Consider the following 16414-nt stretch of genomic DNA (forward strand, 5'->3'; position numbering starts at 1 on the left):
CCCTAAAATGGGGCGCAAAGTAGCAAATATGCCGATACACATTTCGCGAACTTACCCTATAACATGGGGCTACGGGCCTCAACTTGGCATTTTGTGTGCAAAAGGATGGCGCAAAAAAAATGGCATTTGCGAGCCGACGCGGCCAATCACCTAAAATCCCGACCTCCGCCAGAATGATAGTCCGCCAGCAAACCGCCAAGCAGGCACCTCTGGCTCCCATTTAAGGCTTTAGGCCGATGCTGTATGCGCCACCAGAGGGGGTAAAACGCACGGAGGCGCCTTGCAAGGCGCCTCCGTAGTACTATTTTATATTTGCTCCGCTTAGCTAGCTAGTAGGCTCCACCAAACATCTGCTGCACCACCAGGATGGCCTCGTAGAGACGATCTACCTCCTCCTTGGTGTTGTACATGGCAAACGAGGCGCGCACGGTTCCTTCGATTCCGAAGTGGGTCATCACCGGCTCGGTGCAGTGAGTGCCGGTGCGTACGGCAATGCCCAGCTTATCGAGCACCATGCCCGTATCGAGCTGGTGGATGCCGCCCAACAAAAACGAGATGATGGCGGCCTTGTGTGGCGCTTTTCCGTAGATGTTTAGGCTGCTGATGGTGGCAAAACGCTGGTTGGCGTAGGCCAGCAGCTCCTGCTCGTAGGCCTGTATGCTGTTAAGGCCAATCTCCTCCATGTAGCGGATGGCGGCGCCCAGTCCAACGGCACCAATATAGTTGGTGGTACCCGCCTCGAACTTGAGCGGCAGCTCGGCCCAGGTGGTGGTGCCATCTAGGCGTACGTGGGCAATCATATCGCCTCCGCCCTGGTAGGGTGGCAGCTCTTCGAGGAGCGTCTCCTTACCGTAAAGGATGCCGATACCCGTTGGGGCATACAGCTTGTGGCCCGAGAAGACGTAGAAGTCGCAGCCGATATCCTGCACGTCGACAGGCATGTGGGGCACGGCCTGCGAGCCATCCACCAGCACCGGAATGCCCTTGGCGTGTACCTTGGCAACAATCTCCTTAACGGGGTTGATGGTTCCAAGCGAGTTGGATACCTGCACCACCGAAACGATTTTGGTGCGCTCGGTAATCAGGCTGTCGAGCAGGTCGAGGCGCAGCTCGCCGTTATCGTCGAATGGGATATACTTAAGGATGGCGCCCTTGCGCTGGCACATCAGCTGCCAGGGTACGATGTTGGCGTGATGCTCCATTTCGGTAATCAGCACCTCGTCGCCCGCGCTAATGTAGCGCTCGCCAAACGAGTAGGCCACCGCGTTGATGGAGGCCGTAGCCCCAGCGGTAAAGACAATCTCGCGGGTGCTGGCGGCATTTAGGAACGAGCGAACGGTTTCGCGGGCACCCTCGTACATCTCGGTGCTTTGCTGCGAGAGGTAGTGCACCCCACGGTGAATGTTGGCATTCCACAGCGTGCTCATCTGGTTTACCGAGTCGAGCACGGCACGGGGCTTCTGCGTGGTTGCGCCGTTATCTAAGTACGCCAGCTGACGCTTGTTTACCTCCCTACTAAGTATCGGAAAATCTTCCCTTATCCTTTCTACGTTAAACATGTCTTCTATTTAGTATCACGAATCACGTATCATGCATCACGACATCGCAATTGTGAAGATATGGTGCTATCTATTCTACCTGTTTTATGGATGCTTTACGATTCAGACACGGTTAAGTACCCTTTATCGTGATACGTGTGTCGTAAATCGTGATGCATCTCATTACATGCAGTGCATCTCGCACACGTTGCAGCGCGATAGCTCGCCGCGCAGGCGCTTGTTCACCAGCTCGTCGATGCGGTCGCGGAGCGGCTCTATGCCGATGTGCTGGATAACCTCGTGGGCAAAACCGAACATCTGCAGCAGGGTTGCCTCGCGCTCGCCAATACCGCGGGCACGCATGTAAAACACCTGGTCGGTGTCGGGCTGACCAACGGTTGCTCCGTGGCTACATTTCACGTCGTCGGCGTATATTTCGAGCTGAGGTTTGGTGTACACCTTGGCCTCGTCGGTAAGCTGCAGCGTGCGGTTGGTTTGGAACGCCTCGGTTTTCTGCGCATCCTTGGCAACGTAAATCATCCCGTTAAAGGCGGCAACGCCGTTATCGTCCAAAACACCCTTAAAGAGCTGGTTGCTTAGGCAGCGCGGCACGTTGTGGTTTACCACCGTACGGCTATCAACATGCTGGTTTTGGTCTACCAGGTATAGCCCGGTAAGGTTGTTTTCGCCTCCCACGCCGTTGAGCGATGCAGTAACGTTGTTGCGCACCACGCCTCCATGTAGGGTAATGGCGTTGGATGTGAAGTGGCTGTTGGATGCCTGATCGACATAAACGCTGGAAATGTTTACCGATTCGTTATTCTCGTTCTGCATCTTTACCTGCTCCACAATGGCGTTGTCGGCAGTAAATATTTCGGTAACCGAGTTGGTTAGGAACTTATTGGGCGAAAGGGTATGATCGCAAATGGCAACCTTTGCCTGGCTGTTGGCCTCGAAGATAAACAGGTTGCGGGGTTGCACCATCACGTCCTCGTTGGCTAAAAGCACATTCACAATCTGGATGGGCTTATCTACGATGGCATTTTTGGGCACGTAGATAAAGATGCCATCCTGAGCGAAGGCGGTATTGAGCGCCGTTAAGCCCTCGGTAGCGTTGTCGGCTACGCGGTTGTAGTACTTCTCGAACAGCTCGGGATACTTGGTAGATGCAGCGGCAAACGAGCCAAATACTACCCCGTTGGGAAGCTCGGTTAGCGCATCGCCGTAGTAGAAGCCGTTTACCAGCATGGCAAGGTGCGCGTTAAGATTCGGCACATCGCACTTAAATAAGTCCGACTGCTGTACGCCTATGTTCTGCGTGGCAAAATACTTTTCAAACTCCTTTTCGAAGTGCGATTGAAGATCGACATACTTGTACTTCTCGTACTTCTTGTTGGGGATGCCATTCAGCAGGAAGCTTTCGATGGCATCGGCACGTACGTTGTTTACCTCGTTTGATACGCCCTCTGTTATCAGCTCCATGTTGGAGATGTAGAGGTCGACAAACGATTTAACAACGTTATTTTCTATTGGCTTACTCATTTCTGCTCGTGTTTTGGGGCATTAGAATTCGCCATTCTTTAGCCAGTCGTAACCCTTCTCTTCCAGCTCGAGCGCCAGCTCCTTACCCGCCGACTTGATGATGCGGCCGTTGTACAGCACGTGCACAAAATCGGGTACGATGTAGTCGAGCAAACGCTGGTAGTGGGTAATTACAATGGTAGCGTTATCGGGTCTCTTTAGCTTGGTAACGCCGGTAGCCACAATTCGTAGCGCGTCGATATCGAGCCCAGAGTCGGTTTCGTCTAGGATGGAAAGCATTGGCTCCAGCATGGCCATTTGGAAGATCTCGTTACGCTTCTTTTCGCCGCCCGAGAAACCTTCGTTTACCGATCGGTTGGTAAGCTTGGCGTCAATCTCCACGATCTGGCTCTTTTCGCGCATCATGCGCAGAAAGTCGGAAGCCGAAAGTGCCGGCATACCCTTGTACTCGCGGTGCGCATTTACCGCAGCACGCATAAAGTTGGTCATCGATACGCCCGGAATCTCTACCGGATACTGGAATCCAAGGAAAATACCCTCGCGCGAGCGATCTTCAGGAGCCAGCTCTAGCAGGTTCTTACCGTTAAATATTACCTCTCCTTCGGTAACATCAAACATCTCCTTGCCAGCCAAAACCGAGGCTAGGGTGCTTTTACCTGAACCGTTAGGGCCCATAATTGCGTGTACCTCGCCAGGTTTCACCTCAAGGTTAATACCCTTAAGAATTTCTTTGCCGTTTATATTGGCGTGAAGATTTTTTATTGATAGCATTTCGTTCTGTTTTGCACTACAATGTTGGAAGTCAAAGAAGTTATCGGAAGTTAAAGAAGTTAATGAATATCATCTGATATAGCTTTACAGTAACTGTTTAACAACCTACTTGAGTCATTTAGCAATTCAAGCAATCTACCTTTCTCATCTTCCGTTATATAATTTAAGTCTTTTGATAAGATTAAGTAATAACGACACTCTTCCAATGAACCTTGTGACATATTAAAAAACCTCAACTTATCTAGTTTCCCTTTTTTCTTGTAACCTTCTGCAATGTTTGCTGCTATTGAAATTGCGGCACGACGGAATTGATTCGTTAAACAAAAATCTTCTCGCTTAGGAAAGGATTCGGATATTTTGTAGACATCAAGAGTAAACCGATGTGCTCTTTGCCAAGCCTTCAATTCTTCAAATGTCTTCGTTCCTTCCATTCTTTTCTTCTTTAACTTCTCAATTCTTTAACTTCTGCGAAGCTTACCCTACACTCCCCTCCAAGCTAATGGCCAGCAGCTTTTGGGCTTCAACGGCAAACTCCATTGGCAGCTTGTTGAGTACCTCCTTGGCATAGCCGTTTACGATCATTCCTACCGCCTCTTCGGTTGATAATCCACGCTGGTTGCAGTAGAAGATCTGGTCTTCGCCAATTTTGGAGGTGGTTGCCTCGTGCTCTACAATGGCCGACTTGTTGTTGGTTTCGATGTAGGGGAAGGTATGCGCTCCGCACTTATCGCCCATCAGCAGCGAATCGCACTGCGAAAAGTTGCGCGCATTCTCAGCATTCTTGGTAACCTTTACCAATCCTCGGTAGCTGTTGTTACTCAAGCCTGCCGAAATACCTTTCGATACAATACGGCTCTTGGTATTCTTTCCGATATGGATCATCTTGGTACCCGTATCAGCCTGCTGGTGATTGTTGGTAACGGCCACCGAGTAGAACTCGCCAATAGAGTTATCGCCCATCAGAATGCAGCTTGGATACTTCCAGGTGATGGCCGAGCCGGTCTCGATCTGTGTCCACGACAGCTTGGCATTTTCACCCTTACAGATACCGCGCTTGGTTACGAAGTTGTAGATACCTCCAACGCCATCCTTATTTCCAGGATACCAGTTTTGTACGGTAGAGTACTTCACCTCTGCGTCCTTCATCACCACAATCTCTACGATGGCAGCATGCAGCTGGTTTTCGTCGCGCATTGGGGCTGTACATCCTTCGAGGTAGCTCACGTAGGCACCTTCGTCGGCAACGATAAGCGTACGCTCGAATTGCCCCGTGTTGGCTGCATTAATACGGAAGTAGGTGGAAAGCTCCATAGGGCAACGCACCCCTTGTGGTATGTAGCAGAACGAGCCATCGCTAAATACAGCAGAGTTAAGCGCAGCAAAGTAGTTGTCGGTATAAGGAACAACCGAGGCCACGTACTTCTGAACCAAATCGGGATGCTCCTTTACCGCCTCGCTAAACGAGCAAAAGATAATCCCTTTTTCAGCAAGTGTCTCCTTAAAGGTTGTCTTCACCGAAACGCTATCCATTACTGCATCAACAGCAACACCAGCAAGGTGTGCCTGCTCGTCGAGAGGAATTCCCAGCTTGTCGAAGGTTTCCTTCAGCTCCGGATCAACCTCGTCCATGCTGGCATACTTAGCCTGCTGCTTAGGCGCCGAATAGTAGATGATGTCCTGATAGTCAATCTCAGGAACATTAAGATGCGCCCATTCTGGCATCTTAAGCGTTTGCCAATGGCGAAATGCCTTTAACCTAAAGTTTAGCATCCACTCTGGTTCGCCCTTTTTCTCCGAGATCAGCCTGACAATATCCTCGTTAAGCCCCTTCGGAATTTTATCCTCCTGAACATCGGTAACAAAGCCGTACTTGTATTCGCCTTTGGTTACCTCGTCCAAGATATTATCTTGATTTTCCATTACGCTAATCTTTGGTTGCGGGACTAACAAAGGTAACCTATTAATGTTTACCTTTGTAGCGGACAACGCGTTGTTATGTAGAATTAATCTAAATTAGCGCAAAGATAATCAGTTTTTTAGAAAATAGACTCGCTTAACAACACATAAATCCACATTATTCACCCAAAAGAGTTTTAAAAACAATGTCGAACAACGATGTAAAGCGAACAGAGCTTGCTACCCTTGGAGAGTTTGGCCTAATCGATCACCTCACTTCATCAATCAAGCTAAATCAACCAACTACCCGCACCGGGGTTGGCGATGATGCTGCTGTTATCGATGCTGGCGATAAGTACATGCTACTTACCACCGACTTGCTGCTCGAAGGTATCCAGTTCGACCTCACCTATACACCATTACGCCACCTTGGCTACAAGGCGGTAGTAGCCAACATCATGGATATCTACGCCATGAATGGAACGCCAACCCAGCTAACCATATCGCTCGGAATTTCGAAACGATTCTCGGTTGAAATGCTCGACGAGCTATACGACGGTATTCGCCTTGCGTGCGAAACCTACCAGGTTGATCTGGTGGGTGGCGATACCACCAGCTCGCTCACAGGACTTGCCATCAGCGTAAGCGTTGTGGGTTTTGTTGATAAGGATAAGATCACCTACCGTAGCGGAGCAAAAGCAAACGATTTGATCTGCGTTAGCGGAAACCTTGGTGCCGCATTTATGGGGCTGCAAATACTAGAGCGCGAAAAGCAGGTCTTTGCCGGAAATGACAAGGTTCAACCTCAGCTAGAGGGTTTTGACTATGTTTTAAAGCGCCAGCTTAAGCCCGAGGCTCGTAAGGATATTGTTGACCAGCTTCGCGAGCTGGGAATACAGCCAACCTCGATGATAGACCTTTCGGATGGCCTTGCTTCTGACCTAATGCAAATAGCCAAAAGCTCAAAGGCTGGCGTACGCATCTACCTCGAGAAGATTCCAATTGCAAGCGAAACCTTCAGGGCTGGCGAAGAGCTAAACTTCGACCCGGCCATTGCAGCCCTTAATGGAGGCGAAGACTACGAGCTGCTCTTTACCATACCAATAGAGAAACATGACGAGGTGAAAAACCTTGGAGGAATTGATGTAATTGGCCATATAACCGCAGAAAGCAAAGGTAACTACATTGTTACCCCAGATGGAGGTGAAATACCGCTGCAGGCTCAAGGATGGGCTACAGAGTAAATCGATGTAATCTCAAATAGAAGCCAAAGGGTTCGAGAAACTCTTTGGCTTAACGCCATCAAACAGCCATTCAACGTCAGAAACTGGTTTTCATATGCCCCTCAGAAAATTAACCATATTCACCGATAGCTACCCCTACGGAAGCGCAGAACCCTTCTTAAGGAATGAGCTCGACTATCTTAGCCTTACCTTTGACGAGATAAAGATAATTCCTTTAAACTACGGAACTTCGCGCGAAACCCGTTCTGTACCCCACAATGTAAGCTACACCACGCCTATCATGAATAACTCCAAGGCAAAGGATGAGCTTCTCATAAAAGGAGTACTGAATAGTTCGCCTTTTTGTGCGTATGTCAAAGATCTATTTACCTCTGGAGCATATCGGTCTGGTAAAAAAATTTGGAGCTGGGGAATTGGCTTACTAATGGCTCGAACCATTCTTGCCAACAAGGAGGTAAAGCGGGTTCTGAAGGACCAAAGCTACGACACCTTTTACTTTTACTGGGGAATAAGGGCTTCTTTCATCATACCGCTCCTCTCCAAATCGTTAAATAAAAAGATTGCCATTCGGTTTCATGGCTCCGATACCTACGAGGAGACAAACGGAGGCTATATCCCCCTACGCAAGCGACAGCTAGAGAGGGTAGACCGTGCCTACTTCTGCTCCGAATATGGGAAGAGCTACATTGAATCCAAATATCCCTTTGTCAAAAACGTTTCGGAGATTTCGAGACTGGGCGTTCATGAGCAAGGGCTTTCACCTCAAAGCACCGATGATATTTTCCGCATACTCACCATATCGAACATGGTGCCTCTAAAACGCCTTGATCTGCTGGCCAGCGCCCTACTCAACGTTAAAGCAAAGGTAAGCTGGGTTCATATTGGAGATGGCGAAACGGCAGAAAAGGTCAAATCGATTGCGGCGCAGCTACCCTCCAATGTTACCGCCCAGTTTTTAGGGAAAATGCCAAACAAGGAGGTGATTACCTACCTTACCAATAATTCCGTTGATCTATTTATAAACGTAAGCAGCTCCGAAGGTGTCCCTGTTTCCATAATGGAGGCTCTATCTATGGGCATTCCCGTTTTGGCAACGGCTGTTGGAGGGACTCCCGAAATTGTCGATAGCGAGGTTGGCGAGCTGATACCTTCTGATATTTCGGCAGAAGCGCTGGCTGCTGCCATTGAGAGAATAGCCAAAAGAGTGTGCGAAAAAAATCTTAGAGATAGCGCAAAAAAAAGATGGAGCGAAAGATGCAATGCCGCAGCACTGTATCAGCAATTTAGCCAGTCTATTTTAAACATATAGCGTCAAACTCCATTTATATAATGGTGCTTATTTGTAGCAAGATAATTGCTACCTTACAGGCCAAAACATAACTTTGTAAAAAAATTTACAATGATAGACGGAAAAGTAGTTGTAGGAATCACACAAGGCGATATAAACGGTATTGGTTACGAGGTTATTATGAAAACACTGGCCGATGCCCGCATTAACGAGATTTGTATTCCTGTTGTATACGGATCTCCTAAAGTTGCCGCATTTCACCGCAAACAAATGAACCTAGACAACTTTGCCTTCAATCCGGCAAAGAATATAGATGACATTCACCCTCGACGTTCGAACCTAATTAACGTGATGGACGACAACGTTCGCGTTGATGCAGGGAAATCAACGCCAATGGGCGGAGCAGCTGCGGTTACATCCCTAGAAGCAGCCATTCAAGATTTAACTGATGGTAAGATAGACGTGCTGGTTACCGCTCCGATCAACAAGCAGAACGTGCAGTCGGATGCGTTTAACTTTCCAGGCCACACGGAATATTTAGAGCGCCAATACAACAGCAAATCGCTCATGGTAATGGTTAGCGATGTTATGAAGATTGGTGTTGTTACTACCCACGTTCCCGTAAAAGACCTTCCGTTTCTTATCTCGAAGGAGCTTATCCTTGAAAAGTTAAGGACGCTAAACCATGCATTAATTGCCGATTTTGGAATTCGCGGACCACGCATTGCTGTGCTTGGGCTAAACCCTCATGCGGGCGATAGCGGCTTAATTGGGATAGAGGAGAACGAGGTAATTATCCCAGCAATCAATGCTGCCAACGAGGAAGGAATTATGGCATTTGGACCATATCCTGCCGACGGATTTTTCGGAACAGATAACTTCCGCAAGTTCGATGCCATCCTTGCCATGTACCACGATCAAGGATTGATTCCATTTAAGCTAACCTCATTTAGCAGCGGAGTAAACTATACCGCAGGTATCCCTGTAATTAGAACATCTCCAGCACACGGTACGGCCTACAATCTAGTTGGACAAGATATTGCATCGGCAGATAGCTTCCGTAGCGCCATCTACCTAGCAATAGACGTTCATCGCAATCGCACCCTTTACAACGAGATTACCAAGAATCCGTTGGAACATGTAGATCCAGATACGATATAAAATATGAAGCTCTCCTCACGCCACCTAGCACGAGGAGAGTTTTTCTTTTTCATACAGCCATCACCCACCTTTTTAGCATTCCGTCACCTGCATGCTAAATGCCTTACGCAAAGCATCGCGTCCACGAGGAGTACAGATACCTCTAAGAAATAGGAATAGCAGCTCCATGAATTGAGCCTTATATTCTTCAAAGCTATCAAACCTACAGTTGGCGGTAAATACCTGCTGCAGCTGAAAAACGAAGTAGTGGCTCAGCAGGGCAATGTTCGTATCATCCTCAAAAAGATGCTCCCTAATCCCCTTTGCAAAGCAGCATTCAACAATCTCTGCCACCTCCTCCTTTCGACGAATAAAGGCACCTTCTAAGGACGGAGAGACGTTGGCAGACGTAGAAATCCGAAGAATATAGGAATACTCGTTGGCAAACGACAGCACGCTCCCGGCTATCGCCCTCAAAGCCTCAACTGGCGAAGGATACATCAAATGAATTAGCCGTACCTCCTCCATCTTCTGCTTTAACAGATGATCTACAACGCTCTCTATCATCTGCTGCTTACTCTCGAAGTAGTTGTAAAGAGTTTTCTTTGTTACCCCCAGCTGATAGGCCAACTCGTCTACCTTAACTGTGGTGTTTCCTTGTGCAATAAAGAATTCTGCAATCTTTTGCGTATAGTAAAGTTTCTTCGACCGCATAGCTATACTCCCTTATATTTTCTAGAGATAAAGGAGGCTACGGTGCTGGATGAGCACCGTAGCCGTTCCTTACTTCGTGTATATACCAAATGCCTGATTGTATTTAGCAACAACCACCCTGTGGTTGCACAGCTTTTCCGAAAGCCCATCCTGACACTCCTGCAGCAATGCCTGTGCCTCCAGCAAATCCGAAATGGCAATAATACCCGCCTTATAGTTGTCGTTAGATATCCTAAAGTTTTCGGTAGCCTGCTTAACCATATTCTGAGAAAGCTCTATCTGGCTTACGCTTTCGGTTACGGCATTCTCCGATTGGCTCATTTGTAGATCCAGCTTCTCGGCGGTTTCGTCAAGCTGCATTTGGATACGCTGCACCTTAAACTGCTGCTGTTTAATCTTACGCGAACCACCCCACCAATCGCTAATAGGAATACTTAATGTGGCCAATGCAAAAGCCTGCTTCATGCTGCTGTTGTTTACATCTATGTAGTTCCATTGGGCAGATAGCGCTAGCTGCGGAAGGTATTCCCCCCAAACAAGCTTCTTCTGCAGCTTTTCGGCCTGCAGCATCTTACCCACCAGCTGGTATTCCATCCTATTTTGGGTTGCCTGCTGCTTTCCAATCGGCTGAGGCTTACCGGGCTCTCCCTCTATTTGATAAGAGAGAGAGATATCCGTAGAGGTAGGTAAGCCTATATGCTGGCTAAGCGCCATTTTGCTTAGTTTTATTGCATTCTGCAGCTTAAGCCGATTCATCTTCAGCTCGTTTTGCTTAATCTGAACCTTTAGCAAATCGTTACGCTGCACCAAACCAGCCTTACACATGTTGCTTACATCGCGAGCAAGCGTATCCAGAAATCCCTGGTAGCGATCTACCGTTTTCATTTTCTCCTGCAGCGAAATAATGGTCCAGAAGAGCTCCTCCGTATGCACCATCACCTCGGTTGTACTCAGCTCAAGCTTCTTTTGGCTTACCTCCTTACCCAATGACGCCAACCTATTGCCATTCACAATACGTCCACCGGCATATATTGGCTGTGTTGCGCTAACGATGGCCATACTTGCCTTATCTAAAAGGTTAAAGCCGGGAATATAGGTAAACTGGGTAGGATGCGCCAAGTTGGCCGGATTTCCATCGTACACGGGTAGGTTTAACGCTGGCGTTTTTATAAGGTAATCGGTAGCTCTTAACGCGGTAAGATTTGCCTTTACAACCGGAAAGTAGCTGGTAAAAGCCCCCTTCCTCTGCTCCTCCGATTCCAACACCTCCTGCTGAGCCTGCAGCAAGGCTTTGCTGTTGCTTAACGCTATAGCCTTACAGGAGTCTAACGTCAAAAGACGGGAGGGGGATGCTGGCTTTACCTGAGCATTACCAGCAGCAGGTAGCAGCATCAGAAAGGCTATAATACCAATGCCTGCTGTTGCCATCTCTCTGCCTCCTTTTGTATTCGATTCCTTGCGGTAGGCCAACCAGTATAGCACCGGCAGCACAAATAGCGTTAGCACCATCGAAATCATCAAACCAAAGCAAATAACCGTACCCAATGGTCCCCATAGCGGCGATCGGCTAACGATCATCGAAATTACACCAACCGATGCGGCGGCGGAGGTTAAAAAGATTGGGCGCATACGTCGTTTGCCTGCAGCAAGCGATGCCTCATATATCGAAAGGCCATTCTTTTCAACCAGCTCGTGGGCGTAGTCTACCAGTATTATCCCGTTACGTACAACAATACCACAAAGGCTGGTAACTCCCATAAAGGCTGTCATCCCAAAAGGAAACTGCATTACGTACAGCCCAATTGCAGCACCAGGCAACCCAAGTAGCATGGTACTCATTATAAGTAGCGACAGCTTAATCTTCTTAAACTGAAAGAGAAGTATAAAGAATATGATGAGCACGCTTACCATAAGGGCAATGGCCATCGGAATGTAGGTTTCGATTTGCGACTCCAGCTCGCCTCCGTACGAAATGGTAACGTTAGGAGTCTTAAGGTTATCGATTTGAGGCTTCAACACCGAGAACACCTCCGATGGCACCATTTCTGGGGATACATCCACCTGAACGGTAAGCGTTCTTACTCCATTACGTCGTACGATGGTACCTTCGGTCCACTCGGGCGTTAGCTTGGTAAAGGAGCGCAACGGAATTCCCGACATTGTGGCAGGAGAGGTTATATACTCGTCCTGAAGCGTCTTTATGCTCTTAGGGGCGTTGCTATCCTTGTAGAGCTTTACAGCCACGGGATAGTCGTTCTCCCAAATGGTTGTCAGCGGAAGCCCATTGAGCGATGCCAGCAGCGATGTAGCCACCAACCCCTTCGAATATCCCATTCTGTTGGCCTTATCCTTATCCATCTCGACACGGATATTCTGCTGATACTGATCCCAATCTGTCCTAACCCAATCGATATGCTGTGTTTTAGCCAGAATTGCGTTTACCTGCTTTTCGGCAGCACGCAAATCGGAGATGGAATCGCCCGAAAGGCGTATTTCGATAGGCGCCTTGGTTGCCAACAGCGATAGAATCTTAAACTTGACGTGCGCATTGGGGTAGGCATTCATCAGCTTAGAGGAGTAGTCGTTAAATATCTCCTTGGTAGCCTCGTTTGAGGTCGTATTCACCAGTATTTGCCCGTAGTTATGCGAGGGCATATTAGGCGCATATACCGTATGGAATCGAGGCGAGCTGGTACCAATAAAGCAGGTTACGTTGGTTACCCGGCTATCCCTCTTCAGCACCTTCTCCACGCTATCAATCACCTGGCTGGTTCCCTCCAGCGCCGTGCCTGTTGGCAGATAAACCTCTATTGCCAGCTGGTTACGATCCATCTCGGGAAAAAGCTGCTGCTTTACCTGACTAAACAGCAGGAACGATAGCAGCACAGAGGCAACACCCAGCGAAATGGTAATCTTAGGATGCCTAAACGCCTTCTCCAACGACTTATCAAAGAAACCCTGAAGCCTATCCAAAAAGCTCTTTCCCTCCTTCTCCTTTTTGCTGGTTCCAGCCTCTACATCGTGGTGCAGCAGCCCCTTTTTAATGAAGTGAAAGTTAAGGTAGGGCACAATAAATAGTGCCACAAGGATGGACACGAAAAGGGCAATGGCAATAGTATAAGGAAACGAGAATACAAACTCGCCAGAGACGCCCGGAAGGAAAATATCCAACGGAAAGTAGGCCGAAATGATAGCCAGCGTTGCCGCAATGATTGGCACCACCAGCTCTCTTGCGCTTTTAATGGCGGCCTTCCACGGATTCATTCCATGATCCAGTTTCTCCACATGGTTGTCTATAACAACAATGGAGTTATCAACAATCATCCCTAGCACCACAATTAGGGCGGCCAACGTTACGGTGTTAAGCTCAAAGCCCAGAAAATATAGAATGCCAAGGGTTATAAGAACCGAGATAGGAACCGTAATCCCAGCCACCGAGGCAACCCTTAGGGGCAGCAGCAGCATGGTTACAAATATTACGGAGATGATGGCAATGCCAAACTCCCCTAGGAAGTGCGAGATCGACTCGTCGACATACTTCGGAAGTTCAGAGATCTTCTCGACCGCCACATCCTTAGAGGTGTACGAGCCAAACTTATCTATTGCCTTATCGACATCCTTACCAAACTGAACGATGTTATTGCCGGGCTGCATCTCCAACGATAGCAGAATGGTCTTCTTCCCATTCTGACGAATGTAGCTGTCCGGATCTTCGTACTTGCGCTCTAGGGTGGCAATATCCCTTAGCCTAACAACATTCCCGGCTGGATCGGAGTAGATAATCTGCTCGTAGAGCTCCTTCTCCGACTCGAAGTTGGCAGGGAAATGCACCGTAAGATCATTCTTACCATCCTTTAAAACCCCTGCGCTATTCACCATGCCGTTTGACTGGTACGACGATAGCAGCGATAGCGATTTAATATGGTATTCGTTCAGCTTCTCGGGGCGAACCTTTACATGTATCTGCTCCTTCTGAATGCCGTAGTGCTTTATCTTAGATACTGATGGTATTTTCCGGCACTCGGCCTCCAGGCGCTTTAGATCCTGCTCCAGCTCCTTGTACGACTTCTTGTCGGACGAGAGGGTAATAAGCAGCGCAGCCGTATCGCCAAAGTCGTTGTTGGCAACAAGCGCCAGCACCCCCGACGGCAGCGACGAGGCCTTAAGCTCGTTTAGCCCGTGGCGTAGCTTAGACCAAAACCTATCGGCATCCTTCACATCGTCATTCAGCTCGACAAATATGTACATTACCCCATCGCGCGATAGCGAGTAGGTTTTAGCCTTCTTTACCTCCTTGTAGCCAAAAATGTAGTTCTCCACCTCGCGGGTAAGCTGCTCCTCCACCTCGGCCGAGGTTGCCCCAGGATAGATACCTACCACCAGCCCCTGGCGGATGGTAAACTCTGGAAACTCGTTACGCGGCATCTCCTTTAACGCCCAAGCTCCAATAAGTAGCAGAAGCGCAGCCAGCGTAAACACGATGTTGCGGTATTTCATGGCGGCCTCTATCAGGCCAATTCGTCTATTGCTCATGCTAGTAAACTATTTGGGCGTTATCTACCAGCTTATCCCTACCCTCGGTAACCACCAGCGAGCTGGCCGCTAATCCCGATAGGATTATAATGCCATTTTCGTCATACGTCCCAGTCTTTACGAGCTGCTTCTTTACCCTCTTCGATGCACCATCAACCACATAAACAAAGCTGGCGCCGCTAGCATCCCTATCCACCGCCTGGTAGGGGGCAACCATCGCCTTAATCTGCGTTGTAGGATGTATAAACACGTCGCAAACCATACCCGGCTTCATTTCGAGCTGCGGATTAGCAGCCTCCACCTTTACCTCGTAGGTACGCGATATCTGGTCGGCAACCACCCCGATGTTGGTTACAACTCCATCAAACTTTTTATCGTTTAGGGCCGAGATGCTAAACGTAGCCTTCATCCCCTTACGCATCTTGCCAATCTCATTCTCGGGCACCGAAATCTTTACCTGAATTCGCTCTATCTTGACAATCTCTAGCGGATTAAACGACGAGGTGGTGTGCTGTCCGGGCTCTATGTTCCTGCGGCCAATAATTCCCGCAACGGGGGCGCGTAGGTACGACTTCGAAAGGTTCGACTTCGAGAGCTCCATTTGCGACTCCGCCTGTCGGAGGTTAGTTTCCATCTCCACCCACTTTATTTCGGGGAGGCTTCCCTTGTCGTACACGCTCTTTAGCCTGTCGTAGGCATCCTTTGCCTGACGGTACTTGGCTACGGCCGCGTTGTACATCGACTCGTTGTCGCTCTTATCTACGCTGGCAAGCAGCTGCCCCTTCCTTACGGCATCGCCCTCCTGTACCAGCACCTGAGTTACAATCCCCATCGACTGAAAGGTTAACGGAATGGATTGCTGCGGCTCTACAGTCCCGCTGTAGCGCAAATCCTGATTTACCATTACCTCCTTAACGCTAGCCACGTTAACCCTAATTCCCTGTTCTTCGCCCTTCGTGCTGCTAGATTTGTGGCTACAACCTGCTAGCACAAACACGGCAACGGTAGCAATAACTAGTAATCTCATAAAACCTGCCTTTAAATACTAAACGTTTGGTATGTGTTATTCCTCAAAAAAATACCGACCGAACGGTATGCAACGCTATCTAAAAAACGTCGTACGCAATTGTACAACGCTACTCCTTCTTTAGCAACCTGTAGTACTCCCAAATTTGCTGCTTCAGCATGTTAAACGCCTCGTCGGTATCCTGCGTGCTCATCACCAGGTTACCGGCAAAGCCCATAAATACGGTGGTAAACATGTAGGCCGTAACCGAAACGCTGATATCATCTCGAATCTCCCCGCGCTCTATCGAATTTTTTAAAACAAGCTCCGTCTTAGCGGTCTCTTCCTTTACGTACTTCTCCTTATCATCCAAGAAACCCTTGTAGTGCCTCGAAGCATCGATAATAAAGGATATGTAGTTAAGAGGCGTAAACTGCGGGCTGTAGTTCATGTAGGTATCGATAAGGGTACGCATCTCCTGGATGTTACTTTCTAAAAAGTCGCTAAAGGAGATGGTTGCCAAATCGCAGCTTGCCACCGGCAGCACCAAGTGCTTCTCCACAACGCTTCTAAACAAATCCTCCTTGCTGGCAAAATGGTGGTACAGCGCCCCCTTGGTCATCCCTATAGCCTTGCTGATATCGCTAATGGAAACAGCCTCGTAGCTATGGGCCAAAAACAGGTCGTAACACTTATCAACTATGTACTCTTTGGTATCACTCATCTAAAAATACTGAACGAT

Annotated in this window: 12 protein-coding genes; 3 read left to right on the forward strand and 9 right to left on the reverse strand. The window is 48.5% G+C overall.

Annotation, left to right across the window (positions count from 1 at the left end; genetic code table 11):
* Positions 1-329: 329 nt before the first annotated feature.
* The 5 genes from L990_RS01580 to sufB all read right to left on the reverse strand — a co-directional run bounded on the left by L990_RS01580 (position 330) and on the right by sufB (position 5771).
* Positions 330-1559 (reverse strand): cysteine desulfurase, encoded by a 1230-nt coding sequence (locus tag L990_RS01580; protein ID WP_047444808.1) that lies wholly within the window; start codon positions 1557-1559, stop codon positions 330-332.
* 162 nt (positions 1560-1721) lie between these two features.
* Positions 1722-3080: a Fe-S cluster assembly protein SufD gene (gene sufD / locus L990_RS01585; protein WP_047444810.1), complete on the reverse strand. Its 1359-nt coding sequence runs from the start codon at positions 3078-3080 to the stop codon at positions 1722-1724.
* Positions 3081-3101: 21 nt separating this feature from the next.
* Entirely contained in the window at positions 3102-3851 is a 750-nt protein-coding gene (gene sufC, locus L990_RS01590; protein ID WP_047444812.1) for a Fe-S cluster assembly ATPase SufC, read from the reverse strand.
* Between the two features lie 59 nt (positions 3852-3910).
* On the reverse strand, positions 3911-4282 hold the full coding sequence (locus L990_RS01595) for a four helix bundle protein (protein WP_047444813.1): 372 nt from the start codon (positions 4280-4282) through the stop codon (positions 3911-3913).
* A gap of 43 nt (positions 4283-4325) precedes the next feature.
* The gene (sufB, locus tag L990_RS01600) at positions 4326-5771 is read right to left on the reverse strand and encodes a Fe-S cluster assembly protein SufB (RefSeq protein ID WP_047444815.1); all 1446 of its coding nucleotides are present in this window, start codon (positions 5769-5771) and stop codon (positions 4326-4328) included.
* A 182-nt stretch (positions 5772-5953) separates the two neighbouring features.
* On the opposite strand from sufB, the gene thiL reads away from it, so the two are divergent.
* The 3 genes from thiL (at position 5954) to pdxA (ending at position 9440) form a co-directional block, all read left to right on the forward strand.
* On the forward strand, positions 5954-6991 hold the full coding sequence (gene thiL, locus L990_RS01605; protein ID WP_047444817.1) for a thiamine-phosphate kinase: 1038 nt from the start codon (positions 5954-5956) through the stop codon (positions 6989-6991).
* Positions 6992-7085: 94 nt separating this feature from the next.
* Positions 7086-8300 carry a glycosyltransferase gene (locus L990_RS01610; RefSeq protein ID WP_047444819.1) on the forward strand — a complete coding sequence of 405 codons (1215 nt, stop codon included), beginning with the start codon at positions 7086-7088 and terminating at the stop codon, positions 8298-8300.
* Between the two features lie 90 nt (positions 8301-8390).
* Positions 8391-9440, forward strand: a complete 1050-nt coding sequence (gene pdxA, locus L990_RS01615; protein WP_047444820.1) for a 4-hydroxythreonine-4-phosphate dehydrogenase PdxA — start codon at positions 8391-8393, stop codon at positions 9438-9440.
* Between the two features lie 72 nt (positions 9441-9512).
* Here the strand turns inward: pdxA and L990_RS01620 are convergent, their stop codons facing one another.
* From L990_RS01620 to L990_RS01635, 4 genes are all read right to left on the reverse strand, one after another.
* A complete protein-coding gene (locus tag L990_RS01620; protein WP_047444822.1) occupies positions 9513-10133 on the reverse strand; it encodes a TetR/AcrR family transcriptional regulator in 621 nt (206 codons plus the stop codon).
* 69 nt (positions 10134-10202) lie between these two features.
* Entirely contained in the window at positions 10203-14666 is a 4464-nt protein-coding gene (locus tag L990_RS01625; protein ID WP_081981563.1) for an efflux RND transporter permease subunit, read from the reverse strand.
* Between the two features lies 1 nt (position 14667).
* Complete coding sequence (locus tag L990_RS01630) at positions 14668-15693, reverse strand: efflux RND transporter periplasmic adaptor subunit (protein WP_047444824.1); 1026 nt, start codon at positions 15691-15693, stop codon at positions 14668-14670.
* 109 nt (positions 15694-15802) lie between these two features.
* The gene (locus tag L990_RS01635; RefSeq protein WP_047444825.1) at positions 15803-16396 is read right to left on the reverse strand and encodes a TetR/AcrR family transcriptional regulator; all 594 of its coding nucleotides are present in this window, start codon (positions 16394-16396) and stop codon (positions 15803-15805) included.
* Between the last annotated feature and the right edge of the window lie 18 nt (positions 16397-16414).

It is taken from the genome of Alistipes sp. ZOR0009, from assembly GCF_000798815.1.
Lineage (GTDB): Bacteria > Bacteroidota > Bacteroidia > Bacteroidales > ZOR0009 > Acetobacteroides.